This is a genomic window from Candidatus Nitrosopumilus sp. bin_32a (genome assembly GCF_054095935.1).
Window position 1 is genome coordinate 1 of sequence record NZ_JBSWSN010000012.1, and the last position, 24,941, is coordinate 24,941.

The 24,941-nt window shown below is 35.9% G+C and carries 30 protein-coding genes and 1 tRNA gene; 18 read left to right on the forward strand and 13 right to left on the reverse strand.

Translation table 11 applies throughout. The annotated features are described in order from the left end of the window. The first annotated feature begins 277 nt into the window (after positions 1–277). The 5 genes from ACW9XH_RS09805 (at position 278) to ACW9XH_RS09825 (ending at position 2,712) form a co-directional block, all read left to right on the forward strand. Complete coding sequence (locus tag ACW9XH_RS09805; RefSeq protein ID WP_457760478.1) at positions 278–742, forward strand: tetratricopeptide repeat protein; 465 nt, start codon at positions 278–280, stop codon at positions 740–742. Between the two features lie 75 nt (positions 743–817). Then, complete coding sequence (locus tag ACW9XH_RS09810; RefSeq protein WP_457760479.1) at positions 818–1,141, forward strand: ribosomal L7Ae/L30e/S12e/Gadd45 family protein; 324 nt, start codon at positions 818–820, stop codon at positions 1,139–1,141. Positions 1,142–1,204: 63 nt separating this feature from the next. Next, positions 1,205–1,669 (forward strand): NusA-like transcription termination signal-binding factor, encoded by a 465-nt coding sequence (locus tag ACW9XH_RS09815; protein WP_457760480.1) that lies wholly within the window; start codon positions 1,205–1,207, stop codon positions 1,667–1,669. A gap of 3 nt (positions 1,670–1,672) precedes the next feature. Beyond that, on the forward strand, positions 1,673–2,110 hold the full coding sequence (locus tag ACW9XH_RS09820; protein ID WP_457760481.1) for a 30S ribosomal protein S12: 438 nt from the start codon (positions 1,673–1,675) through the stop codon (positions 2,108–2,110). 2 nt (positions 2,111–2,112) lie between these two features. Then, complete coding sequence (locus ACW9XH_RS09825; protein WP_457760482.1) at positions 2,113–2,712, forward strand: 30S ribosomal protein S7; 600 nt, start codon at positions 2,113–2,115, stop codon at positions 2,710–2,712. Between the two features lie 30 nt (positions 2,713–2,742). Here the strand turns inward: ACW9XH_RS09825 and ACW9XH_RS09830 are convergent. Next, a tRNA-Gln gene (locus ACW9XH_RS09830) sits at positions 2,743–2,830 on the reverse strand. A 45-nt stretch (positions 2,831–2,875) separates the two neighbouring features. Further along, complete coding sequence (locus tag ACW9XH_RS09835) at positions 2,876–3,196, reverse strand: hypothetical protein (RefSeq protein WP_457760483.1); 321 nt, start codon at positions 3,194–3,196, stop codon at positions 2,876–2,878. A 35-nt stretch (positions 3,197–3,231) separates the two neighbouring features. Here ACW9XH_RS09835 and ACW9XH_RS09840 point away from each other — a divergent pair, with 35 nt between their 5' ends. Continuing rightward, positions 3,232–3,936, forward strand: coding sequence for a YkgJ family cysteine cluster protein (locus tag ACW9XH_RS09840; RefSeq protein WP_457760484.1), 705 nt, complete (start codon positions 3,232–3,234; stop codon positions 3,934–3,936). Here the strand turns inward: ACW9XH_RS09840 and ACW9XH_RS09845 are convergent. Continuing rightward, a complete protein-coding gene (locus tag ACW9XH_RS09845; RefSeq protein WP_457760485.1) occupies positions 3,933–4,946 on the reverse strand; it encodes an NAD(P)/FAD-dependent oxidoreductase in 1,014 nt (337 codons plus the stop codon). The genes ACW9XH_RS09840 and ACW9XH_RS09845 overlap by 4 nt on opposite strands. Positions 4,947–5,241: 295 nt before the next feature. Here ACW9XH_RS09845 and ACW9XH_RS09850 point away from each other — a divergent pair, with 295 nt between their 5' ends. Both ACW9XH_RS09850 and ACW9XH_RS09855 read left to right on the forward strand, forming a co-directional pair. After that, positions 5,242–5,844 (forward strand): nitroreductase family protein, encoded by a 603-nt coding sequence (locus ACW9XH_RS09850; RefSeq protein WP_457760486.1) that lies wholly within the window; start codon positions 5,242–5,244, stop codon positions 5,842–5,844. 55 nt (positions 5,845–5,899) lie between these two features. After that, complete coding sequence (locus ACW9XH_RS09855) at positions 5,900–6,112, forward strand: hypothetical protein (RefSeq protein ID WP_457760487.1); 213 nt, start codon at positions 5,900–5,902, stop codon at positions 6,110–6,112. A gap of 170 nt (positions 6,113–6,282) precedes the next feature. Here ACW9XH_RS09855 and leuS read toward each other — a convergent pair whose 3' ends face one another. Beyond that, the gene (gene leuS / locus ACW9XH_RS09860; RefSeq protein ID WP_457760488.1) at positions 6,283–9,153 is read right to left on the reverse strand and encodes a leucine--tRNA ligase; all 2,871 of its coding nucleotides are present in this window, start codon (positions 9,151–9,153) and stop codon (positions 6,283–6,285) included. Further along, entirely contained in the window at positions 9,150–11,828 is a 2,679-nt protein-coding gene (gene alaS, locus ACW9XH_RS09865; RefSeq protein WP_457760489.1) for an alanine--tRNA ligase, read from the reverse strand. The genes leuS and alaS overlap by 4 nt, the downstream gene beginning before the upstream one ends. 78 nt (positions 11,829–11,906) lie before the next feature. On the opposite strand from alaS, the gene ACW9XH_RS09870 reads away from it, so the two are divergent. The 3 genes from ACW9XH_RS09870 to ACW9XH_RS09880 all read left to right on the forward strand — a co-directional run bounded on the left by ACW9XH_RS09870 (position 11,907) and on the right by ACW9XH_RS09880 (position 13,476). Next, positions 11,907–12,416: a hypothetical protein gene (locus ACW9XH_RS09870; RefSeq protein ID WP_457760490.1), complete on the forward strand. Its 510-nt coding sequence runs from the start codon at positions 11,907–11,909 to the stop codon at positions 12,414–12,416. 58 nt (positions 12,417–12,474) lie between these two features. After that, complete coding sequence (gene rpl12p / locus ACW9XH_RS09875; protein WP_457760491.1) at positions 12,475–12,762, forward strand: 50S ribosomal protein P1; 288 nt, start codon at positions 12,475–12,477, stop codon at positions 12,760–12,762. An 81-nt stretch (positions 12,763–12,843) separates the two neighbouring features. Next, positions 12,844–13,476 (forward strand): trimeric intracellular cation channel family protein, encoded by a 633-nt coding sequence (locus ACW9XH_RS09880; protein ID WP_457760492.1) that lies wholly within the window; start codon positions 12,844–12,846, stop codon positions 13,474–13,476. 137 nt (positions 13,477–13,613) lie between these two features. Here the strand turns inward: ACW9XH_RS09880 and ACW9XH_RS09885 are convergent, their stop codons facing one another. Then, a complete protein-coding gene (locus ACW9XH_RS09885; protein WP_457760493.1) occupies positions 13,614–14,480 on the reverse strand; it encodes a 50S ribosomal protein L10 in 867 nt (288 codons plus the stop codon). After that, a complete protein-coding gene (locus ACW9XH_RS09890; protein WP_457760494.1) occupies positions 14,473–15,135 on the reverse strand; it encodes a 50S ribosomal protein L1 in 663 nt (220 codons plus the stop codon). The genes ACW9XH_RS09885 and ACW9XH_RS09890 overlap by 8 nt, the downstream gene beginning before the upstream one ends. Before the next feature lie 191 nt (positions 15,136–15,326). Here ACW9XH_RS09890 and ACW9XH_RS09895 point away from each other — a divergent pair, with 191 nt between their 5' ends. Beyond that, complete coding sequence (locus ACW9XH_RS09895; protein WP_457760507.1) at positions 15,327–15,758, forward strand: Lrp/AsnC family transcriptional regulator; 432 nt, start codon at positions 15,327–15,329, stop codon at positions 15,756–15,758. Here ACW9XH_RS09895 and ACW9XH_RS09900 read toward each other — a convergent pair whose 3' ends face one another. Genes ACW9XH_RS09900 through ACW9XH_RS09910 form a run of 3 tightly spaced genes read right to left on the reverse strand, consistent with a single transcriptional unit; the run spans position 15,759 to position 16,908 of the window. Further along, entirely contained in the window at positions 15,759–16,238 is a 480-nt protein-coding gene (locus ACW9XH_RS09900; protein ID WP_457760495.1) for a 50S ribosomal protein L11, read from the reverse strand. 35 nt (positions 16,239–16,273) lie between these two features. Continuing rightward, entirely contained in the window at positions 16,274–16,732 is a 459-nt protein-coding gene (locus ACW9XH_RS09905; RefSeq protein ID WP_457760496.1) for a transcription elongation factor Spt5, read from the reverse strand. 2 nt (positions 16,733–16,734) lie between these two features. Further along, positions 16,735–16,908 carry a protein translocase SEC61 complex subunit gamma gene (locus tag ACW9XH_RS09910; RefSeq protein WP_457760497.1) on the reverse strand — a complete coding sequence of 58 codons (174 nt, stop codon included), beginning with the start codon at positions 16,906–16,908 and terminating at the stop codon, positions 16,735–16,737. A 39-nt stretch (positions 16,909–16,947) separates the two neighbouring features. Between ACW9XH_RS09910 and ACW9XH_RS09915 the strand changes: the two genes are divergently transcribed. Together ACW9XH_RS09915 and ACW9XH_RS09920 are read left to right on the forward strand one after the other, a co-directional pair. Further along, positions 16,948–17,724: a D-aminoacyl-tRNA deacylase gene (locus tag ACW9XH_RS09915; protein ID WP_457760498.1), complete on the forward strand. Its 777-nt coding sequence runs from the start codon at positions 16,948–16,950 to the stop codon at positions 17,722–17,724. After that, a complete protein-coding gene (locus ACW9XH_RS09920) occupies positions 17,721–18,020 on the forward strand; it encodes a methylated-DNA--[protein]-cysteine S-methyltransferase (protein WP_457760499.1) in 300 nt (99 codons plus the stop codon). The genes ACW9XH_RS09915 and ACW9XH_RS09920 overlap by 4 nt, the downstream gene beginning before the upstream one ends. Here ACW9XH_RS09920 and ACW9XH_RS09925 read toward each other — a convergent pair. Both ACW9XH_RS09925 and ACW9XH_RS09930 read right to left on the reverse strand, forming a co-directional pair. Continuing rightward, on the reverse strand, positions 18,017–18,472 hold the full coding sequence (locus ACW9XH_RS09925) for a 50S ribosomal protein L19e (protein ID WP_457760500.1): 456 nt from the start codon (positions 18,470–18,472) through the stop codon (positions 18,017–18,019). The genes ACW9XH_RS09920 and ACW9XH_RS09925 overlap by 4 nt on opposite strands. Beyond that, positions 18,456–18,860: a 50S ribosomal protein L32e gene (locus ACW9XH_RS09930; protein WP_457760501.1), complete on the reverse strand. Its 405-nt coding sequence runs from the start codon at positions 18,858–18,860 to the stop codon at positions 18,456–18,458. The genes ACW9XH_RS09925 and ACW9XH_RS09930 overlap by 17 nt, the downstream gene beginning before the upstream one ends. Positions 18,861–19,055: 195 nt before the next feature. Here ACW9XH_RS09930 and pckA point away from each other — a divergent pair, with 195 nt between their 5' ends. Beyond that, complete coding sequence (gene pckA / locus ACW9XH_RS09935; protein WP_457760502.1) at positions 19,056–20,612, forward strand: phosphoenolpyruvate carboxykinase (ATP); 1,557 nt, start codon at positions 19,056–19,058, stop codon at positions 20,610–20,612. Position 20,613: 1 nt separating this feature from the next. Here pckA and ACW9XH_RS09940 read toward each other — a convergent pair whose 3' ends face one another. Continuing rightward, entirely contained in the window at positions 20,614–22,656 is a 2,043-nt protein-coding gene (locus tag ACW9XH_RS09940; RefSeq protein WP_457760503.1) for a S8 family serine peptidase, read from the reverse strand. Positions 22,657–22,719: 63 nt separating this feature from the next. Here ACW9XH_RS09940 and ACW9XH_RS09945 point away from each other — a divergent pair, with 63 nt between their 5' ends. The 3 genes from ACW9XH_RS09945 to ftsY all read left to right on the forward strand — a co-directional run. After that, a complete protein-coding gene (locus ACW9XH_RS09945; RefSeq protein WP_457760504.1) occupies positions 22,720–23,340 on the forward strand; it encodes a superoxide dismutase in 621 nt (206 codons plus the stop codon). A gap of 101 nt (positions 23,341–23,441) precedes the next feature. After that, entirely contained in the window at positions 23,442–23,879 is a 438-nt protein-coding gene (pfdA, locus tag ACW9XH_RS09950; RefSeq protein ID WP_457760505.1) for a prefoldin subunit alpha, read from the forward strand. 3 nt (positions 23,880–23,882) lie between these two features. Continuing rightward, positions 23,883–24,941 (forward strand): signal recognition particle-docking protein FtsY (ftsY, locus tag ACW9XH_RS09955; protein WP_457760506.1); only part of this gene is annotated, 1,059 nt, incomplete at its 3' end.

A 24,941-nucleotide genomic window follows, 5' to 3' on the forward strand; every position in this document is an offset into this window, starting at 1 on the left:
GACTGTCTCGTGGGCTCGGAGATGTGTATAAGAGACAGTTGCACAAGACACCGTTGCACAAGACACCGTTGCACAAGACACTGTTGCACAAGACACTGTTGTAGAGACTAACTATGAAATTAAAAAACTAGATAATCTTACTGTAGAAGATATAGAATTAGGAAAACTACTTAATCAAATTAATTTAAAATGTGATTCTAGTACATATGCCGATACTATTTCATATTATGATGGAATGGGGCCTGCATTATACCGATTATGCAAATTTGATAGTTCATTGAATTTTTTTAACGAATCATTGAACAAAAATCCAAATGATGTGGAAATTCTTGTAAACAAAGGCTCCGCTTTAGGAAAAATGGGCTATTTCTCTGAGGCAATAGTCTATTATGATCATGCCATTAGAATTGATCCGGATTTTCTTCCTGCAAAAAATAACAAGGCAAATGCACTTGCAAATCTAGGAAATTTCAAAGATGCAATTTTGTTATATGATGAAGTCTTGGAAAAAAACCCAAATTATCAAACTGCTAGAGAAAATCTAGATATTGTATTATCTTCAAACTTTGATATTAACAGAACCGACTCTTTATCTGATGTCAAAAATACATTTGATCCGGAATCCTCTATTTCTGAAAATGTACTTATTTTAGATTTAGAAAAACAAAACCCTCGTAATTTTTTTGATGAAGTGGGTATTGCATTTTCAACTTTGGGTTCTCTACTTGATTTTCTAAATTGATTTCCTAAAATCCCGAGCACAATTTTTCAATAAACCTATAAAGCCCTGGCAAGACGATCGAAATAAGGATAACACATGAGTAAGATACTTGAAAAATCATTAAGAGATGCCCGCAAAGAAGACCATCTAACTATGGGGGCTAAACAAGTTTTAAGCTCTATAAAAAATTCCAAGCTAATTGTATTGTCTCAATCAATTAAAAAAGAAATGTTTGAGCAAATTGAATCAGATGCAAAAAAAGAAAAAATACCTCTGGTAAACTTTCAAGGAACATCAGTCGCATTGGGTAGATTATGTGGCTTACAATTTAGAATTTCGACAATTTCATTTACTTCTTTAGATGATGCAAGCATCAAGTCAATTTTAAAAGATACAGAAGCTGAGGAAAAAAATGAGTGATTATAGTTTTATTAATGTAAGTTTAAATGAGACATTTTTGTTCGGAGATAAACAGGAATTCTAATGACACAATCCATTAAACTCTCAACTGATCAAATGCGAATGATGTCTCTTTTCCAAAATGTTACTGGTGCAACGGCACGTGATTGTGTAGAAGATGAAAAACAAGATAGGGTAATTTTTGTGGTTAATACTGGTAAAATGGGACTTGCTATTGGTAAGGGTGGAATTCATATCAAATCATTACAGAATATTGTTAAAAGAAATGTTGAATTGGTAGAATTTGATGAGGATCCGGCAAAATTCTTGTCTAATTTGCTTAATTCTAAACTAATCTCTGAAGTAAAAATAAATAAACGAGCTGATGGGACAAAACAGGCGATAGTAATGGTAGATCCAAGAAAGAAAGGAATTGTAGTTGGAAGAGAAGGCAGAAATGCAGAGAAGGCAAGATTACTTGCAAAACGATATTTTGATATTAGCAGTGTATTGATTAATAGTCCTGAACGGGCAACTATGGAGATGTAGAAGATGAGAAAATCACCACTTGGATTATTTGCTGGAAGAGTTCTTACAATCAAAAAGAAGAAACAAAGATGGGCAATCTCCACTTACAAAAGAAGAAAATTAGGTATTGATAAAAAGGCTGATCCTCTTGGAGGTGCTCCACAAGCACGTGGTATTGTTTTGGAAAAAGTAGGTATTGCTGCAAAACAACCAAACTCTGCTATTCGAAAATGTGTTAGAGTACAATTAATTAAAAATGGAAAAACTGTAACTGCATTTTTGCCAAGAGACGGCGCAATGAATTTCATTGATGAACACGATGAAGTTCACATTCAAGGTATGGGTGCAACACAAGGTGGTGCAATGGGAGATATTCCTGGTGTTAGATTCAAAGTTTTCAAAGTTAATGGCACTTCATTACATGAACTCGTAATTGGTAAGAAGGAAAAACCAAGGAGATAGAAATGGCAGAAACTAAGAATTTACTATTATTTAGAAAATGGGATTTGTCTGATATTGAGGTTAAAGATCCTGGATTAAAAACTGCCATTTCTTTGAGAAAACAAATCCTACCTTACACTTATGGCCGTTCAGCATTAAAGCGATTCAATAAAGCTGATGTTAACATTGTTGAGAGATTAATCAACAAGTCAATGCATTTTGGAAAAAAATATGCAAAGAATACTGGTAGAATGACTGGCAAAAAAACTAAACTGCTCAACACTGTAAAAGTAGCTTTTGATATTATTGCATTAAAAACAGGGCAAAATCCAGTTGAAGTTTTAGTTAGAGCAATAGAATTTTCTGCTCCAACTGAAGATACTACTAGAATTGTTTATGGTGGTACAACATACCATGTATCCGTTGATGTTGCTCCAATCAGAAGAGTCGATTTGGCTCTAAAGTTTATTGCAGATGCAGTAAAAGAAGCCACTTTTTCAAATCCAAAACCAATTGAAGAGCATATGGCCGAACAACTTATGCTTGCAGCATCTAATGATTCCAATGCACCTTCTGTAAAGAAGAGACATGAGTTGGAACGTATCGCACAAGCATCAAGATAGTTCTTTACAAAATTATTAACATTTTATCAGTAGCCCGAGGCAGATTCGAACTGCCGTCTCCGCCTATCCACTCTTGAGATCCAGAGGGCAGAATCCTTGACCACTAGACTATCGGGCTACTTGAAGAAATTTTGATGTTTTAGAATATATTCATTTGTTGTAATTATTTTAGTCTGATTTCATGAATTGCAGTTGCATAATCACATGTTGCTTTTAGTCGCATGTATGGGATTAATCTAAAATGAATTGAATAGATGTTTCCTTCTTTTCTCAACATTTCTTTTTGTATCAATGATGCTAATCCTCTAGAAGGAATTGTAATTGTTACATTTTTTTCTTTACACACTTTTTCACGTTTTTCTTGAAATTGTTTTAATGAAAATGCTGCATCATTGATTTCTAAAATTAAAGGCCATATGATTTCACTCCATACAAATCTTCTATTCTCAGTGGCTGAGGCATATTTTCCTTTTTCACTCAACATTAATAACATCTGCAAAAGATGTTATAACTTAATAGTTGTCCCAAAACGAAATTGAAGAATCCTTGAATTTATTAGAAAAAGATTGGACAGTTGATCCAATTCTTCGAAAATTCATGTTGGGTAAAATTACAGATGTCTCTGATTACGCAATCAAAGTTAAGGATGTAATATTTCATGTACCTTATCTTAATTCTGAAAAAAAATATATTTTATGGAAATGTTTCTGGCCTGATTGTCATAATTGCTGTGATAGACAAGGGCGATTACCATTAACTTCTGATGATTTGATAACTATTGGGAAAGGTTTGAAATACAAAAGCACTTCTGATTTTATTAAAAAAGAAACTCTCACTGTAACATATCAGGAACCTGGACCATCAGGTCAAATTACTACAATGACTACGATTAACCTCAAAAGAAAACCAGATGAGACTGCAGAAGAGGATGGAACTCATATTTCATGCAGATTCCTAGATGATAAGGGTGGATGTAGCATGCATCCTGACAGACCTGGAGTCTGCTATCTCTATCCTTTTGCAAGTTGGTTAGAAAATGAAAAGGGAAAGGCACGAGTTCATGCAACATATCAATTCACTGGTGATTGTCCTGGATTTTACTTGGCAGAAAATTTAGATCAAATGAAAGATGAGCTAAAGGCATACTCTACTACTATCTATGACTATAACATGGCATCAAATAGAACAAATCGAGAAGGGTTTGGCTCTGTTAGTTTCAGTTAGGCTTTGGCAACTTTTAACAAATCTGCAATTTTGATATTCATTCCAAATCTGTCTTCGTGCTTTTTCATGTAAAGGAATATTGCAATGAAATCTGGCAATGCTTTGATGAAACTAAAGTTTTTCTGAATCTTTGCATGCACAAAATTAAAGACTTTGGCATATACCTTGTAATGTTTCTCTACTGCTTTCTCATATGCTTTGAAATCATTCATGTTTTCTAAAAATATCTCAACGCATTGCATTGATGGGATGATTCCCTCGCCTAATAATGCATAAACAGTACCTATTGACTCTCCAACTCCGATTACTTTTCCTGAATAATATGGCTTACATCTGTCCGGTGTTGCCAATCTGATTGGACGCCCCTTTGTTTGGAGGACTTTACCTCCATGTTTTTTTAGAAAGGCGTCTGTTGCTTTCATGTGTTGTTTATTGTAATCTCCTGCTCCAATGTGGGCCCATTTCTCCCCTAGTGGGAAATACCAAAAGTAACCTGACATTCCTGGAAATGGTTCAATGTAAAAATCATCATATGGAACCTTGCCCTCGTACTCTACTTTGTATTCGTATGTTGGCAAAAAGAAATCTTGTTCTAACTTTGGCAAGTATACTCTGTGAAATCCAGTACAGTCAACTATCATGTCGTACTCTTTTTCTAACTCTTCAATCGGTGGTGGAGGACCGTAAATAATTTTAGAATCTTTGATAAAATCTTTGATTAGTGCTAGCTTGTCATATGTGCATAGTCCTTTGAGACCTATGTCAAATTTCACATCGTTATTCATTTTGACATGCATGTTTTTGCCATCATGAATTAGAAAATCATTAAAATCTCTTCCAGTCTTTTTACAAAACTCTGTTAGAATCGGTTTAATTGTTCCCCATGCACAAATGGAATCGTGCTTTTCTTCTGTCATTCTTTCATATCCTACAACCTGATGTTCTGTGTCCTTTAGTCTGGCCATAAGATAAGAGCCAGCCACACCCATTCCCATTACTGCTATTTTCAAGATGATTTCAATGAATTTGAGGTGTAATAAATAGACTATCTGAATTTGTTCATGTAAATTCTCAATAGTAGGAAAAGATAGTGTCGGTTAAATAACAAAATCTCATTATGGAATCAGAAAGGGTAAATCTCTCGTCTGAGTACAATCGTTTCAGGCCTTAAGGTATATCGCTGTCATCAGATAACTCTAGTTACTGATCTTAAGTGGTGAGCTGTCATCGGTGCTGTTTGGTGCTGGTCTTAAGCTCGATTACCTTTTCATTCAATTAAATTTGGGAATTCTTGTTAGTTCTTCTATGGATACATTTGATGCAATAAGAACTCGACGTGCAATCAAAAAATTTGACAGCACATACAAAATGTCACCTGAAGATGTAAAACTATTACAAGAGTTGGCGATACTATCTCCTACTAGCTACAACCAGCAAAACTGGAGATTTGTCTATGTCACTGATCAAACGGTCAAAGATAAAATCTCAAAGGCTGCTCGTGATCAGGCCCAGCCAAAAGATGGTTCTTTGGTGATTGTTCTTTGTGGGAACCTAAATGCATGGAATGAAGACCCCTTACGTTATTGGAAAAACAATACTCCAGAAAAACAAGAACTAGTGAAAAACTCTCTTGCCAGAAAATATGAGGGTCATCCTGAGAATCAACGAGATGAAGCAATGCGTTCTTGCGGATTTGCAGCCCAGACAATAATGCTTGCAGCCAGACAGATGGGTCTTGATTCTTGCCCTATGGTTGGCTTTGAGTATGATGAATTGGCAGAGATTATCAATTTGCCAAAAGACCACATGATTGTCATGATGGTAGTGGTCGGTAAAAGATTAGAAGATGCAGCAGAACGCGGAGGTCAGTTGCCCTTAAATGAGATCTTTTTTGAGAACCATTTCTAAAATGTAATATTTTTGAAGAATTTAATTTATTATCTAGTTTATTTTATGATATTTTATGGCTGTAGATGATGCAATCAAGAAACTAGAGATATCAAATCAAGGGTTGAAGGTAATTTTAGAGAATCTTGATGAGCAACTATCTGATATCCGGGCTGATCCGCGACTAGAGGGATTGGTAGATGACTTGGAGAATTTGTTTTATGCATATTTGAAGACCTGGATGAAGAGCAATACTGAGATAATTCAACTCTTGAATAAAGAGAGATAGATTTTGTTTTTCTAATTGTAATTTTGTGACTATGCATTTTTTTGAAAAGATTCAATTTGTTATTAAAGAACTATTTTTTTGTCTACACGCACTTGAGAAAAATTAATTCTCTCAAGGGTAACTATTTCTTTGGTTTAAATTTTTATTTTCAAATAAAATTCGGACTAATTCTATTCAATTAAAATTGCTGGCTTGAATGGTCTTGCATGTCTTGCTTTTCCCTTTGGATCATAAATGTCACTATCTGATTCTGAATATACTGTAATGTCTACTCCAAATTCCTTTTTACCAATACTGACCAGTTCTGATTTTAAGAATTCTTTCTCATCAAAGTTTTCAGATTCAAGCTTCATGGATTTAATTTCTTCAGACTCTGAATGCAAATCCTTGATTGTCTTTTGTACATAGTCTGGCATCTTTTTGGCATCAGTTGTTTCAGGATCTGCAATTAGTTCCTTCATTACAACTCCCATGTTGTTTTGACCTCCAACCATTATGCTCAACATTTTACGATAAATTTTGGTTTTTGTTTCATCTGAATTTACATAGAGTACAATTTTTTGTGGAGTAATCTTTGTAACTTTGAGAATATTTGCAATATCATCTATGGTTGATTTGAGTAACTCTTCGGATTGAATTGATGTGGCATCTAGTTTTTCCTTGGAGAACTCGGGCCATGCTGATTTTGAGACCATGTCTGAATGTCCAAGTTTTTCCCACATCTCCTCAGATATGTGTGGTGCAAATGGAGACAACATTGCAACTCGTGCTGAATTTATGTAATGCAATATTCCAGGTATGTCTCCCCTCTCTTTGGCATCTGCTCTTTTGTGATACCAGCTCAAATCTGACTCAAATGAAAATAGTATGTCATGCAAGGCCTCACGCAGTCTCATCTTCTCTACTGCTTCTGTGACTTGAGATATCATGCTCTGAGTTTTTGATAAAATCCATCTGTCTTCAGCCTCCAAATTGCCAATCTTCTCTGCTTTTACCTTTGAGCATTCATCGAGGAGTGATTCTAATTTATTTTGAATTCCAAATACTGATTCCATGTTAAAATCAGCATCTTGGAGTAATTCTGCTGATGAAATTATTGCTAACCTGATTGGGTCTGCACCATGGTCTCTGATTGCAGTTCGTAGTGGAATGATATTTCCCATACTCTTGCTCATCTTTGCACCGTCCATCATTACACTGCCATTAACTACAATTTCTTGTGGCCAGAATTTTTTATCAAATATTGCAACGTGATTCAATACAAAAAATGTCAAGTGATTCTGCACCAGATCTCTACCCGAATGTCTTGAATCCACTGGATAAAAATAAGTAAATTCTTTTTTCATTGTATTGATTATGCCTTCAGAGAGTTTTGAAGTCTCAGCAGCTAGAGATGCATCTCCTTTGTCTAACAAAACATAATCGAAGAACTCTCTGGTCAAGTTTTCAGGTTGCACAGTTCCATCATTTACAAATCGTGAAAGAGTATAGTATGCCATGTAAATTACACTATCCGATAACGACTCTACGATCCAGTCCTTGTCCCACGGTAGTTTAGTTCCCAACCCTTGCTGTCTTGCACACGCTCGCTCATGCAGCCAATCAATTACTTCTTTGAACTCTGTTTTGATGTTGCTTGGTAGAATGTTCATCTCGTCAAAACAATTGCGAGCCAGTTCCTTCCATTCCTCGTCACCGTAATTCAAAAACCATTGGTTGTTCAATATTTTCACAACACATTCAGCCCCGCATCTACAATGTACCGGAGCATTCTCTAGCACTGGGAATTTTTCTAAATGATTGTTCTCCTCTAACCATGCTCTGATTTTGTCTCGTCCAAACTGTACCTTTTCATTGTTGAATTTATCACATTTTTCATTTAGTTTTCCATCTGTAAACTCTTTGAGATACAACTCTTTTGTGGCCTCTTCTAGTTTGGAGTCTGTTTGGTCGGACACTCCTAATTTTTCACAAATCTGTTTTGCAGGAATGGCATCATATCCTTCAGTGACAATAATTGGTATAGGCTCGATTTTTGAGGCTAATTCGTGATTTTTACCCTTCAAATCCATCAATGCCTGGTAATCTTTTGGTGCATGTGCAGGAACTGACATTACAAGACCTGTCCCCATTCCGGGCTCTACAAAGTCAGCAGGCAATATGGGAATCTCTGCACCATTGTGTGGCGTGTTAGCTGATTTTCCAATTAACTCACTACCTGCAATATCTCCAATAATCACAACTTCTTTTTCAAAGAATTTTATCTTGTGTGCACATTCTTCGGAAACTATCCATGTTTCATTATCTACTGTAACTTTTTTGTATGTTACATTTGGATTGGCCCACAAGTTTGTAACTCCAAAAATTGTTTCAGGTCTTAATGTTGTAATTGGAAATACGAATTTACCAAATGAAAATTTGACTAGAAAGTTTTTGTCATCAATTTTAGGTTCCACATCACCCATTGTGTCGTGCTGTGAGACGGGATTCTGATCCTTTGGACACCATCCAACTGGATGACTCCCCTGAATTATTCTGCCCTTTTCTTTGAGTGTAGTTATTTGCCATTCGATAAACTTTTGATACCCTGGAACAATGGTGGTAAATTCACGTCTCCAGTCAATGGAATAACCCATCTCGATCATTCCTGATTTTATCTCTTCATGAAAATAATCTGCAATCTTTATTGGCTCAACAAATGTTTTGATGTCTTCTTCTGGTACATGGTATACATTTCTTAACCCATCTAGGATTTCTTTTTCTCCAGCTTGAATTCTTTTGGCCATTCCAAGTACAGGTGTTCCAGTATAATGGAATCCCATTGGGAACAATACGTTGTACCCTTGCATTCGATAAAATCTTGCATGAACATCAGCTAGTGTGTATGTTCTACCATGTCCTATGTGTTGCGGAGAGTTTGGATACGGGTATGCAACTGTAATGAATTTTTTTGGTAACTCGTTTGGATTTGTCTCAAAGTCTTTTGATTCGGCCCATCTGTTTCGCCATTTTGTTTCTATCTCATTCCAGTCTATTGTCATAATGTTAATCCTAAAATCATTGATTTTGCTTTGGCTATTGCCTGCTCTTTTTTAGATGTGTCTTTTCCTCCGCCCTGAGCAAATTTGGCATCACCCCCACCAGAACCCCCTAAAATTGAGGCTATCTCTTTGGCTATTTCTCCTGAATTTACGCCTGATTGCTCTCCTGCATATACCATAATTCTGACAGTTGGTCCTGACTCAAAAATTCCACAAAATGCTGCAGTGCTGTCTTTGGCAACTAGCTTCTTTCCAAAGTTTTGATGGAAATAATCATCATAGTTCTCACTAGATGTAAAGCAAATTTTGTTTTTTACTGTAATGTTATCAAATTCCCCTGATTCTCCTGATAGAATTTTTTCCAGTAAAATCGGAATCTGCTCTCTGGCTTTTGTTTTGTTTTCTTCTCGTTGTTTTTCTAGTTCTGCTTTTGCAATTTGCTCCTCAGCTTGTTTCTTTGATTCTTCTTCTTGGTCTTTTACATATTGGAATGCAGTTGGACCTGAAACAAATTCTAGACGAACTACTCCGTCCTGAATTCTTTTGGTCTTTGTGATTTTAATCAGTTTGATGTCTCCAGTTTTTTTGACATGAGTTCCACCACATGCCTCAACGTCTTGATCCTCAATTGATACGATTCTAACTGACTTTACTGGAACTACACCGCCCTGATAAATTCTAAATCCATATGTCTGCTCTGCAGTTCCCCTGTCATAGTAATCGATGTTTACTGTAAGATCTTGTTTTACCATTGCATTTGCTGCATCCTCAATCTGTTTTACTTGGTCATCAGTTAGTGAGGAGTGATGTGTAATGTCTAGTCTTGCATGATCATCGTCTTTGAATGCAGAGTGCTGCCAAATCCAAGAACCTAAAATTTTACGAGATGATGCGTTTAGTATGTGAGTGCTTGTATGGTTTTTTGTAATGTTTGCACGGCGAGTCTCATCTACCTTACAAGATACTGTGTCTCCTTCTTTTGGTACGCCGCCTTCTAGCTTGTGAACGATAATGTTTGCGTGCTTGTCAACGTTTACAACTTTGAATCCTGCAATGCTGCCATAGTCTGGTTCTTGCCCTCCGCCCCTTGCATAAAATGAAGTTCTATCTAGTACAACTTGGTCATCAAAGACCTTGATTACTTTGGCCTCAAACTCCATTGGATCGTCTTTGTAAAATAGAGTTTCAGTTTCAGGTAATTCCTCTAGTGGAAGTTCTGTGATTGCCTTTTTCTTTTCAGACTGGTGCAAATCAGATAGTTTCGAGTAAAATTGTGATGGAATTTCTGAAATTGCATCAACTTCTTTGAGATATTCCGGTGTAATGCCGTCTGATTCGTATAAAGTAATGAGTTCATCGACTGTTGGCACACCTTTCTCACGAATCTTTTCTGCCTTTTTCTTCATGTGGACTTTGGAATCCTCATATCTTGCAGACTCTAACTTGAGAATTGTCTTGACGTCTTCTCTTTTCTCATCTAGTTCCGGATAGGTGTCTTTAAGATAGTCAATATGCGTGTCAATCAAATCATCAATGTCTAATTTTAGATTTAGTCGATTAATTGTTCCATTAATTCTTCGCAACATCATTCTGAGGTTGTACCCTCCACCGACATTGCTTGGCAGTGCGCCATCTGTAATTGCAAAAATCAAAGTTCTCAAATGATCTGCAATTAGATACACTCCTTCAAGTGGTGTGATCATCTTGTTTAATTGATCATCTGTTATTCCTGCATTCTTTACTGCAAGACGTCTTACGTCATTTAGATCATCGAAATGATCAATCTCTTTTGCAATTTCTGTAAAGTACTTTCTTAAAATTTCTGAGTCTGAATCAATTCCAACTTTTTCAAATAGTTTCTGGTTAATTGGGCCAAAGCAGCAGTCATATGCAGTTGGGGTTCCCATTGTAATCCATGCAAATCTCTCAAGCCCTGCGCCCATGTCTATTACTCTTTGATCAAGTGTGGTGTGCTGTCCTAACTCGCCTTGAAATTCAGTAAACACTGCATTGCCAAGCTCAAGCCCTCTGACAAAGTATTCCAGTGATGGACCAAAAGAGCCACCGCCTGCCCAAACATCCTCTACAAATACAACTTCTTCTTTTTTAATTCCAAATTGGTTTGTCAACAATCTAAAGTCCAAATCAACACATTCGTCTTTCCAGTACCCTCCCAAATCTGGAACGCTGTGTTGTCCGATCATACAGAAACTTGAAAAGTGTCTGCCTGTAACTCCGACGTTTTCTAAATCTTTGAAACGCAAACAAGTTTGTGGAACAACTAGTGGGTTTGCAGGAAATTCAAAGACTACTTTACTTCCCATCACTCTTTGAAAATCAACAACTGATGCAATTGTAAAAAACAAATCATCTCGCCATCTGCAAACTACTGGGTATCTAGAAACTGAAGTGTGATTGTTTTTTACAAAAAATTCTTCAACTTGTTTCCAAGCTTGAGTATAATCAAATCTCTTACTTGTTGGAGGCTCACCAATGAACGAATATGTGTCCAATCCATCATCTGGACACAAATTTCTATCTGCATTTAGAGTCCAAAAGAACCTGCCACATTTGGTACAAGACTTTCTGACAAATCCTTGCTCTTGGAATAATTTGACATTATAGTATTTTTCAGGATCTGCTGAAAATTCTTTTAGAATCTCTTTTTTATCCAACGCTGAGCCTGCGATTTTCCAATATTAAGAATTGTCGATTAATGATACATTAAATAGAATACTAAATGTAATCTATTCATGTTTGGTAAGAAACCTGTTCTAAAAGAAGGAACTCCAATTTTCTCAATTAAAAAAAATGGTGAATTTAACGACTTTATTTTTGGTATAGTTACTGGTGTTGATGGACGAAAAGTCGGTGTTAATGGAGTAATTGTAAATGCAATAGGATTGAAAAATAAGATTGCACAAGGAAAAACCGGAGAACGCTCCAGAGAAATCCTTGAACATCCAACTCCTGATAATGTTGTCTTAGCTTTAGTGTACAGAGTTGAACATGAAAATTTTGCTGAGGTATTGGATCTTGATGTTGATAAATGCGATATTATTCCTCCAAAAATTTATGGAATGCTTGATGGTTGGATTCGTGAATCTTTACCTGAATTTATCAACACGGTTCTATCATTACCTCCAGGTTCTGAAAGAGACGAGGCAAAGCGGGTTTTGAAGCACAGGATGGATACTTTGACTGATGCCACCCTGAAGCGAACACTATATTCTGTTTGTAGAAGTCTAAAAATTCTAAACTAGATTTCCAGGCGTAACTTCTCCATAGTTTTATATTATGCCCTAAGAAAATCTCGATACAATGGAATATGTTTACGCTGCTTTACTTCTTCACAAACTAGACAAAGAAGTTAACGAGGCAAACCTTACATCAGTTGTTAAAGCATCTGGCGCTGAGGTTAATGAAGCCCAAGTTAAATCACTAGTTGCAGCCTTAGCCGATGTCAATATCGATGAGGCAGTTAAAGCCGCCCCAATGGCAGTTGCAGCAGCAGCACCAGCAGCAGCAGCCCCGGCAGCAGAAGAAAAGAAAGAAGAACCTAAAAACGAAGAAGCAGCCATGGAAGGATTGTCTTCCTTATTTGGCTAAGCAACTTTCTTTTTATCAAATTTACTTTTGATCTTTATTTTTATCAAATCTTAATTAGAGATAGATTTGAATTTTCGTTAGATGGTGGATTTTTCTTTTCCAATTGATGGGTTCATCAGCATTCTGGATTATTTGGGTACAATAGCTTTTGCAGTAACTGGTGCATCAAAAGCAATTTTTCACAAGGCTGATATTTTTGGAATTATCGTACTATCTACAGTAGTCGGAGTCGGGGGTGGAGTAACTCGTGATGTAATCTTTGGACGATTCCCCACCGCATTTTCAGATCCTATCTATGTTGGATTGACTGTTGGAGTTGGAGTTGTAATGTTCTTTTTGTATGTGAAATTCAAAAAACAGATGAGCATATGGTTAATTTTTGATGCAGTTGGACTGGGAGTATTTTCAATCTTGGGTGCATCAATTGCATACCAAGTAGTTGGATTAGAATTTCTTCCAATGCTGTTTGGTGGAATGATAACTTCAATTGGTGGTGGAATACTGCGAGACGTCTTTGTTCGAGAAATTCCAATCGTATTTGTAAAAGAAGTGTATGCTATTGCAAGTATCATTGGAATCGTGGTATTTTATACAATACTTTCATCTGGAGCAGATGTACAGATTGCATCCATCATTGGAATAGTTGCCGCAACTGGAATCAGGCTATTGGCAATGAAGTTTAATTGGAATTTGCCAAAGGTTAGAGAATCCTAATCACACATTATTTTTGAAATACTCGACAACGATGAATATTCCAATTCCAATTAACAATACTGCACTTACGATTACTGCTTTTTTATCTGAGGCATACAGAAACATGCGTTTGTTTCAAAAATAACCAATTCAATATTTTATGCTGGGGTGTAGTCTTTTGCTTGTCCGGCAACTGATTTTGCTTGGGAATCTGCTTTTTGTAAAATTTGCTCTTTTGTTTCATCTGTCATAAATCCTGATTCAACAGATACGGAGCGTGCAGATTGTGCAGCCTTGCTGAGAATCTGTAATACATTATCTGCAGTAATGTACCCTGCTTCAATTGACAATGACACTGCTTCCTGATGAAATTGGGCAAATTCGTTTCTAATTTTCTCAACATCGATTATCATTTCTTCTTCTGCATATGCAGTTCCTTCCTCTAGTGCTGAGTATAGTGAAATTCCTGCCTCTACTGGTTTGATATCTAATTTGCCTAGAATTGATGCTAATTTTTCATTAATTGCTTCTCCCTTCAGAACAGGAGTGCTGTCTTTTGCAATCCAAATTGTTCCTTGATCGATTTTAGTTGGAATTCCTGCTTCTTTAAATTCTGTAAGCATTGGACCTGGTGCGATTCCTGTATTCTTTGCAGGAACTACGATGTCAAAGCTTGCAAGATCTCCGCCTCTTGCTGCCATCATTATTTTGTTTTTAGCAAGAAGAACATTTAGCTTGAATGGTGACATGTTTGTAAACAGGAACATGCATTGTCCTGTTAGTCTGTCTGCAATGTCTTTGACACCTGGTACATCGAGTTTCTCAAATGCTTTCTTTGCAACTTTATCTTTTATGCTGAAAAATAATACATCACCTGCAAGTGTTTTTCTTAATGGAAGAATTTGTGTAGAACGAACTTTTGTCATTTTGATTACAGCTAAAACTTTGTATTTTTTTGGTAGTTCTTGTAACTGCTGATACATTTGGCTTTTTCTTTTAGGATAGGTGGTTCTATTTTCATGCATATTTCTTCTTAACCTCTTGTGCTTGTTTTATTGGCTTGCCCATTGTGGTTTTAATTAAAATCTTTTTCATGTTTTTCTCTCCGTTTGGCAATTTCTTTTCAACTGCATTGAGAACTGTATGTGCATTGATTGCCAAATCTGTATCATCCATAGATACATCTCCAATTTTAGATGAAATTGATAGTGATGCTCTTGTTCTTACTTTGATGCATGATCTAAATCTTTCTATGAATGCTTCAATGGATGCATCAAAAGGAACTGGTGTTGGCATCTTTCCTCTTGGACCTAAAAGTTGACCCAAGGTTTTACCGACAACTGGCATGACTTTGGTATCTGCTAAAAAGAAATCATATTTGTTAATGAATTTTCTAGATTCTCTTTTGTTAGCTCCATATTTTTCTAATTCTTCTGTTCCGATAACAGAATCTGCTTTTGCAGCTTTTGCTTTTTGATTCATTTCTCCTGTAGCTATGATGCACACAGTTGCTGGAGAGCTTGTTTTTGGAAGCTGAACAACTTCGTTAATTGCAAATCCCTTCTTTACATCTATGTCTTTGAAAGTGATGATCAATTCTACAGATTGTTTGAATTTCCTCTCTTTTGTTGCAGCTCTTGCATCTTTGATCATGTCTACGAGCTGAGAATCTGAAATCATTACGAATCATTTTCTAGAAAACCTACTTAAAATCGTTTAGAGATTGAGTTTTTAACTGATCAATAATTCTAAAAAATTACACTTTTTCACTAAAATTATTATAATTCAGGTAAAAAACCTGCTGAAAACCTACATATATTAAATCAGAACCATATTTTTCGAATACGTTGCATCGATTTGATGAATTAGATATGAAATTACTCTATGAATTGACTGCAGATGGTTCTATTTCTGTTCCTACTTTATCTAAAAAACTTGGAATTAATGCCTCTGTTCTTTACAGTAGGATTAAGAGATTGATGAAGAAAAAACTCATCAAAAAATTCACTATAGAGATTGATGATTCCTTGTTGGGAATAGGGGTAAAGGCCTCTGTTGGGGTAAACCGAGATCCAAAGTTAAAGGACTCGATTCATAAAAAATTCATGGAAACTGCAGAAATTGTATCCATCTCAGAAGTGACAGGCAGATTCGATATTATGATTAGTGTCTATGCTGAGAATCTCGAAGCTCTGCACTCTATCGTAATTGATAAAATTGGAAAAATTGATGGCATTCAAAATACTGAAACTTTTGTAGAATTACAAAAAACCGATAAAGATCCTGTATATCTTATTAAATAATTATTGGAATTTTGCGTCCCATTTGCCTTCAGTTACTTCGGCAGTAATTTCTTTTGGAGTCTTTCCTTCTACCTTGATTCCTAATGCTAGGCAAGTCCCAATGATTGTTTTTGCAACTGATTTTAGTGATGATGCATATGATTTGTCAAGTTTTGTATTTGCAACTTTAACAATTGAATCCATAGTTACATCTCCTACCCATTCAGTTCCTGATGCTCCTGAACCTTTTTGAAGTCCTGCTTCTTTTAGGATGAGAGCAGCAGCTGAAGGGATTCCAATTTCAATTTCATATTTTTTTGTATCTGTATCAACTATCACTGTCACTGGAACTTTCATTCCTTCAAAGTCTTGTGTTTTATCGTTAATTGCTTTGATGACTTCCATGATGTTAACTCCTAGAGGGCCTAATGCTGGACCTAATGGTGGACCTGCTGATGCTCCTCCGCCTGTTACAAGTGCTGATACTTTTTGTTCTGTCATGTTAAATCAAAATCAAATTGAAAATTTAATCCTTCCTAAGCTCCGGTGGACAGCTTTAGGTAGTTTGCGTCTACGGTGACTGGTAATTGATATGATGCATCTAGCAAAACTACGGTTGCCTCTTCTTTGTCTACATCAATTCTGGTAATTGTTGCTTTCATGCCCTTGAATGGTCCGCCTGTAATTTCTACTATGTCATCTACTGTTAATTGTGAAACTGTTGATTTCTTAATTAGATATCCTTCAATGTCTTTGAATTCTAGTTCTCCTCTTAATTGACCTCGAATGTGTCTGACTCCTTCAACTGCAAGATATGCATCGCTAGGATTGATTGCCTCAATTACAACATATCCTTTCAAATCACTTACCCAAAATACTGATTGAATGTTGATTTGATTTGCATTTGCTTTTGCTTCTAATAATCTCATTACCACTTTTTCTTGTCCTCCAGTGGTTCTAATTGCAAACAAGTGTGATTTTATTTCCTCAGACATTTTTATCTACCAAATGTAATCACAGAAAAGACAAACTGAATTGTAAAACCAATAGCTCCTACTCCTGCTATTCCTAACAAGACAAGTCTAAGGTGTTGTTGATACTCATCTTTGTCCGGTTTTTTGGCCATTTTCATTGTGTTGGCCATGTTTTTCAAAGTCTGCTTAGGGTTCATTGCCTGAAATTAATAAGGTGTCCTTATATCTCTTATCTCATGGAATTACTGGTTGCGTTTGAAGATGACCCTGCAGGTCATAATATGGCAAAGTTTCTTTCTAAAGAAATGACTCAAGACGGTGATGTTTTTCGTGGAAAATATTATGACCTTGCAATAATTACAACACCTGCAATTTCTGCTGATTGGTTAGAAGAAAAATATGATTACGACGGATTCCTTTTTCTCTCAAAGCATGCTGCAGAGTCTGGGGTTTTAGCTTTGACATGTCATAGCACTGGAAATTTTTCCACTGCAAAATTTGGTGGAAATGATAGACAAGTAGCAATTCCAAAACCTGATTTTCAAAAAACATATCTTCAAACTTTAAAGAAGAACCAATCAAAATTTTTAGATTTTCAAATTACTATTGAAGCAACTCATCACGGACCCACAGCTTTGACGAAACCATCAATATTCATCGAAATTGGTACGACTGAAAAGCAATGGACTGACGAGTCTCTGTGTGCTTCTGTTGCAGAATTAGTTCACAAAGTAATGTCTGAACCAATTAAAGAACACCCTGTGGCAATTTGTTTTGGAGGGACACACTATCCTTCAAAATTTACAAATGAATTATTGGATGGAAAACATGCTCTTGGCACAGTAATTCCAAAACATGCATTAGATCAACTAGATGAAGAATTGTTTTCTCACATTCTAACGCAAAACAGTATGGCAAAAACTGCTCTTTTGGATTGGCGTGGATTGGGATCTCACAAACAAAAAGTACTTGATCTTTTAAAATCTACAGAACTTGAGGTTATCCAACTGTGAATCTCCAAGAAAAGATTTACAAAAAATTACTTGAAGTTCCAAAAGGACAAATTACAACTTATGGAGAATTAGCAAAAGCTGTTGGATTAAAAAATGGCCAACGTGCAGTTGGAAGGATAATGAACAAAAATCCATATCCTGTGATTATTCCTTGTCATAGAGTTGTAATGTCCACTGGAAAAATTGGCGGATATGCCTATGGGGAACATGTTAAAACTATGATGCTGCACAATGAGGGGATCAAAATTCAAAATGGCAAAATTGTAGAATTAGAAAATGTAATTTATCGATTCTAATCTTTTCGTTTTTCTATAATCTCTTCCATCAAGAGTCTAAGGTGTGCTTTATTTCTAACAGTGTTTCCACCTACTTTCTTGTAAAGAGCCCAGAATTCTGGATTAGTCAAATCTTTTCTGTCTTTTGCAATTTTCAATAATCTTCTCAATGCTCTAACTTTTGCAACATAGACTTCTTTCTTGCCAACTCTTGCCCCTTTTCTACCTTGTTTGGAACCTTGAGTTGTACCTCTTTTGTTTTTCTGATCTTTCTTTTCCTGTGCTCTTCCTCTTGATGTACCTGTAAATGATTTAATTCTAATTGTATTTGCTGTAATTAGACTTCTGATGTTTTCTCTTGTAATTGCATCTGCAATGTCATCTAGATGGTCTGTATCAAATTTAATTCTGTGAACTCCGACACCAGTAACTCTGGCTGCGAGTCTTTTTTTAGCTTTAAGATTTACTACCACTTGCACTCACTCTCGCGTTAAAAATTTTGAATTTCTGTTCAATTGCTTTAACTATTATCTCCTTTCTCTTTTTAGTACCAACACTATGACCAAATCTAACGCCATCTTTCTTTGGATCTAATTTTCCTAAATCGTTTAAGTTGAAAACTAAGTTATCTGTAAATCCTGAAGGGTGTAATCCTCTTGCATCTCTAGGTCCACCATATCCAACTTTGACAAGACCTGGACGGCCTCTGCTCTTTTGTTTTCTTTGGTGATGATCAATACCTTTTGGTTTTCTCCAATTAGTTTGAAGTCTAACATAACGCCAACTTTCTGGTCTGACAAAGTCTGGCTTGTGTTCTTTAACCTCTTTTCTCTTTGCAAGTAATTCTTTGTTGATCGTCAACAAATTGAGTCTTGAATTTTGGAATAAATACGTTCCTAGATGAGAAAAAATTTTCTATAAGAAAAAGATAATAAGGAAACTCAAGGCGGATCGAATACTCATGAATCAGCCTAGGATTAACAACCGTGTTTCTGGAGGCATAATCCTCTGACTCAAGTACTAGGTACTGCTGCAACCGAGAAATTTTCATCACAATTGATTGCATTTGGAATCAAACCATCCAAAGTTCACCGAAATCTCAAAGTGGATGAGATGGTGAAATTGGCAGTAGATCGCAAGGAAGGTGTAGTAAATTCTACAGGCTCACTTTCTGTAAATACTGGCAAATATACTGGCAGATCCCCTGATGATAGATTCATTGTATATGATGATAAAACTCACGATACAATTGACTGGGGAAAAATCAATCATCAATTCCCAAGCGGCAAATTTGAAAAACTCTTTGAAAAAATGAGGGACTTTGTTGATAATAAGGAACTATTTGTTTTTGATGGTTTTGTAGGGGCTGACCCTGAAACTCGTTTACCTATTAGAGTAATCAATGATCATGTCTGGCAAAGTATGTTTTGCAGTAATTTGTTTATCAAACCTACTGATGATGAATTAGAAAAACATGAACCCGAATTCACTATTTTATGTATTAATGACTTTGAGGCAGATCCTGAAATCGATGGCACTAGAACTGATGTCTTTATCCTGATTGATTTAACAAGAAAAATTGTTTTGATTGGAGGAACAGAATATGCTGGCGAAATGAAAAAATCGATGTTCGGTGTCATGAATTTCCTTTTACCTGACCGTGGTATTTTCCCAATGCATTGTTCTGCAAATATTGGTGAAAAAGGTGACACTGCTTTGTTCTTTGGGTTATCCGGCACTGGTAAAACTACTCTTTCAGCAGATCCTGATAGGAAATTAATTGGTGATGATGAGCATGGGTGGTCTGATAATGGAACTTTTAATTTTGAAGGCGGATGCTATGCAAAATGTATTAACCTAAGTCAAGAAGCAGAACCTGAAATTTGGAACGCGATTAAACCTGGGGCCCTTTTGGAAAATGTTGTATTGAATGATAATGTTCCAGATTATGATGACAACTCATTAACAGAAAACACTCGTGTTGGATATCCTCTTGATTATATCCCTGGTGCAGTAATTCCAAGTGTAGGTGGTAATCCTAGAGTTATTGTATTTTTAACTGCAGATGCTTTGGGAGTTTTACCTCCCGTCTCCAGACTTACAAAAGAAGGTGCAATGTATCATTTCATGTCTGGATATACCAGTAAGTTGGCTGGAACCGAAAGAGGAATCAAAGAACCAAAATCCGTATTTTCTCAATGTTTTGGAGCCCCATTCATGCCTAGACCTGCATCAGTTTATGCAAAACTTTTGGGAGAAAAAATTAATCAGCACAATACCGTAGTTTACCTAGTCAATACAGGATGGTCTGGTGGTCCATACGGTGTTGGAAAAAGAATCAAGATCAAATACAGTCGTGCAATGGTAACTGCTGCTATTTCTGGAGCGCTAGACATTGTAAAATACAGACATGATGATTTATTCAATCTGGATATTCCTACTGAAGTGGAAGGTGTTCCTTCTGAAATTTTGGATCCAAAAAATACTTGGATTGACAAAGACTCCTATGACCTTTCTGCAAAAAAATTAGCACAAATGTTTGTTGAAAACTTTGAGAAATTTGAAAATGTTTCACCAGAAATCATTGATGCCGGTCCTAAAATTTCACAATAAGTTATTTTCTTTTTATCAAACCAAACACTGCAATTCCAATTAGAATTACACTGATTATTCCAATTTGTTTTTCTGGAATGTCTAGGATGTCTGCTCTGTCCTGATTTTTCTCAAGCGAATTAATCTCTATTGCACTAAAAGCATTTGATGTATTCCCATTAACTCTAATCTTTGCATCTATCCAGTATTCTGAATTTTCATAAATTTCAATTGATGCTTTTTTGTCTGAAGTTGTAGTTGTAGTTGAGATAGTTCCATCTTTACTGTTTATGACAGAAATTTTAGCAAAACTCCATTCTTCTGGATGTTGAATGTCAAAGTAAAGTTTTTGATTTTGCTGAGTTACAGAAATTGAACCCTCTGTGTAATGCAATAAAAATGGAATTACATAACGGATATCTTCATGATGAATGATGATTCTCCCTTCATGTTCTCCGAATATTTTTTCACTCATGCTCATCTTGACAAGTAATGTGTCTCCTTCAAGAACATGTGCAAATTTGATAAATTCTGGACCTTCAAATTTTATATCTAAATTATCTAATGTGCCTCCAAGTAATTTCAAATCAAATTTCTGTTCTGCAATTGATTTCTCAGATGAAACATTGACTACAAAATTAGGTGGAATTATGATTAATTTTGCATTGTAGGCATTTCCAATATCTAATCTGCCTCCTCCTGCTTCGTGAATTGAAAATCCCTGACCATAGGCATCTGATACGTCCTTCACTGTGGTCAATAACAGGGATTTAATCTCATGATGATGAAGTTCTGGGTTTTTTTGTAACAGTAATGCTGCAGCGCCACTTACATGAGGAGCTGCATAGCTTGTCCCGCTGGTAAAGTTGTATCCTGCATTATTTTGTGTGGTATTGATGTATGCCCCTGGCGCTACCATCTCTGGTTTGATATAAAATGGTGATACTGGTCCTCTTGAACTAAAATGTGCTACAAAATCTGGATTATAAAACAGATGCATTACTCCCTCACTATTTTCTTTCAATGATTTTATGATCTCAAGTCCTTCCTCTCTATCCATGGACACAACAGGAATTTGTGGCGTGTATCCTGTTTCTATAAATTCATGAATTAATTCTCCCAAAAATATTCCCGGTTCATTGTTGTAAACAATTAACGCTTTTGCTCCTGCCTCTACTGCATTTTTTTCTTTAATTGAAAAATACAGTAATTCCCCTTTTACATCACTCCCTCTCTCAACGATTACTATTGAATTTTCTACATCCAATTTTTCAAAATCTTCTATTTTTCCATACCCTCCAAAAATTATTTTTCCTGCAATTGCTTTTTCTAATTTTGAAGATCCAACCATTGGAATTACTGTATATGGTTTTTCATCAATTTCCAAAGTGGCAACTAAGCTAGAAGTTAGATTGTTGTATGTTGCACCGACTGTTACTGATCCAAAATTTCTTCCTGGACTGCCAATTGTTTTTAATCCTGGCCCATCATTACCTGCTGCAGTTACAACAAAGATTTCTTTTTCTAATGCCGAGTTTACTGCACGCTCGATTTTTGCATTTGTTTTGTTTACTCCTAAACTGATATTGATAATATCCGCTTCATCTTCAATTGCTTTTTCAATTGCTCTGATGATCAAATCTGATGAAACCCCTTCTCCATTTTCAGAAACCTTGTAAGCTAAAATTTTTGCCTTTGGTGCAACGCCGATAATTTGTCCATCTGCTGCAATCACTCCTGTAACTTGTGTCCCGTGACCGTTTGTATCTAGAGGTGGCTCTCCTTCTTGAATGAAATTAAATCCCCCTACCACTTTCCCATCTGGTCCCCATCCGAATAAATCCGGATGATTGAAATCAACACCTGTATCTATCACTGCCACTCTGATCCCTGACCCGTCTATTCCATCTATTCTGGGAATTTCTGTTCCAACAAATGGTACACTTCTTTGCAGATAAGTCCTAAACTCATTTTCAGATTCTAGTACTATAGATGAAATGATAATTCCTAATAGCACCATTGATAGTGAGAAAATTACTATTATTTTCACAAGTTTTGTAATCAATTTAACAAGTAAAAATGAATTGCTTACTAAAGCAATAAATTGAATAAATTTTCAAAGCCTTTCATGGGAAAATACACTCTTCCTGAAATGCCATATGCATATGATGCATTAGAACCTCATATTGATGCAAAAACAATGGAGATTCATCACACAAAACATCATCAAGCATACACTGACAAACTAAATGCAGCTCTTGAAGCATGTCCTGCTGATATCCAAGAAAAAGATATCCTTGACATCCTGTCTGATATTAATTCAGTACCAGAAGCACAAAGAGGTGCAATTAATTTCAATGGTGGTGGTTATGATAACCATAGGTTATTTTGGAATAACATGAAACAAAATGGAGGCGGAGAACCTGGAGGATCTATTGCTGATGCAATCAATGATTCCTTTGGAAGCTTTTCTGACTTTAAAGAGAAATTTTCATCTACTACAGCTGTAATTCAAGGCAGTGGTTGGGGATGGTTAGTATACACTCCTTCTTCAGGAAAGGTTGAGTACAAATCAATGCCAAACCAAACTAGTCCAAGAACTGAAGGATTAGTGCCATTACTTGGCTGTGATGTATGGGAACATGCATACTATCTCAACTACCAAAACAAAAGACCAGATTACATCACAGCATGGTGGAATGTGGTAAACTGGGATGAAGTAGAATCTAGATTCTCTAAAGCAAAATAAAGTTAAATCTTTATTTTTTTTATCTTTCTTGATCTGTTTCTAATTGAGTTTTTTAAAATCTATGAATGAATTTATAACCATCAGGAAAATGTTTGTTGTACATGAGTGAAGAGCAGGCCGAGCAACTAATGCAACAAATGCAAATGCTTGAAACATATTTTTCTGATTTATCTCAAAGAGAAGTCACTTTTGTAAATATTTTGAGGGAGGCAACTGCTTCGGTTGAATCAATCCAGTCTCTTAGTAAAAATCCTGAATCTGAGTCTCTAGTTCCGATTGGAATGGGTACATATGTTCAAACAAAAATTTCATCTACTTCAAAGATTGTTATGAATATTGGTGCAGGAATTGCAGTTGAAAAAGACTTGCCTTCTGCAATAAATTATCTTGAAGCAAGAATTAAAGAAATTGAAATTGCATTACAAGACACTGCTGCAAAAAAACAAGATGCTGCTTCTCGTTTAGAGCAAGGGAAAGCACAGATGAATCAAATGATGCAAGCAATGCAACAATCACACCCTCCTCATACTTCCGGATAAACTATGTTTGATAAACTCCGAAGCGCATTTTCTAATGTAGCGAAAAGTCTTGGAGAAAAAGAGCTTAATGAAAAAGATATAGAAGATATTCTTTTTGAATTGGAGATATCTCTTATGGAATCTGATGTTGCTACGGAAGTAATTGACTCAATCAAGGTTGATCTTAAAGAAAAATTAATTGGTTCAAAGGTTGACAAAAATGAAATTGAAAAATTTGTAAAGGATAGTTTGATCTCTATCATTTCTTCATTGTTTGATTCTGCTGGCGAAGTAAATCTTTTTGAAAGAATTAATGAAAAAAAGAATCAAGGACTACCATTTTTGATTTTATTTGTTGGCATTAATGGTACTGGAAAAACCACTTCTTTAGCTAAAGTTGCTTATTTGCTAAAAGAAGCAAAATATTCTGTTGTAATTGCTGCTGCTGATACTTTTAGAGCTGGTGCAATTGAACAATTACGAGAACACGCAAATCGTCTAAACTTGAAGCTTGTTGCACAAAATTATAATTCAGATCCTGCAGCTGTTGCACGAGATGCAGTTCTGTATGCAAAATCTCACAAAACCGATTGTGTACTTATTGATACTGCTGGACGTATGCAAACAAGTAAAAATCTGATGGAACAAATTGAAAAAATTACCAAAGTTGTAAACCCTGACATGAAAATTTTTGTAGGTGACTCTTTAGCTGGAAATGATACTGTAAACCAGGCCCGTGAATTCTTTGAACATGTGAAATTTGATGGTTCAATTTTAACAAAGAGTGATGCTGATGCAAGAGGCGGTGCTGCACTATCTATCGTCAAAGTCACTTCCACACCTGTTCTTTACGTTGGCGTTGGTCAGGAATATCCTGATCTCAAATCTTTTGATAAGAAACTTTTTCTAGAAACTGTTTTTGGATCGTTAGAAAATGTAGATATTACAAAAACTGTTGAACCTGAACCAACACCAGAACCTGAACCAACACCAGAACCTGAACCAACACCAGAACCTGAACCAACACCAGAACCTGAACCAACACCTGTCTCTTATACACATCTGACGCCGCCGACGAAGATT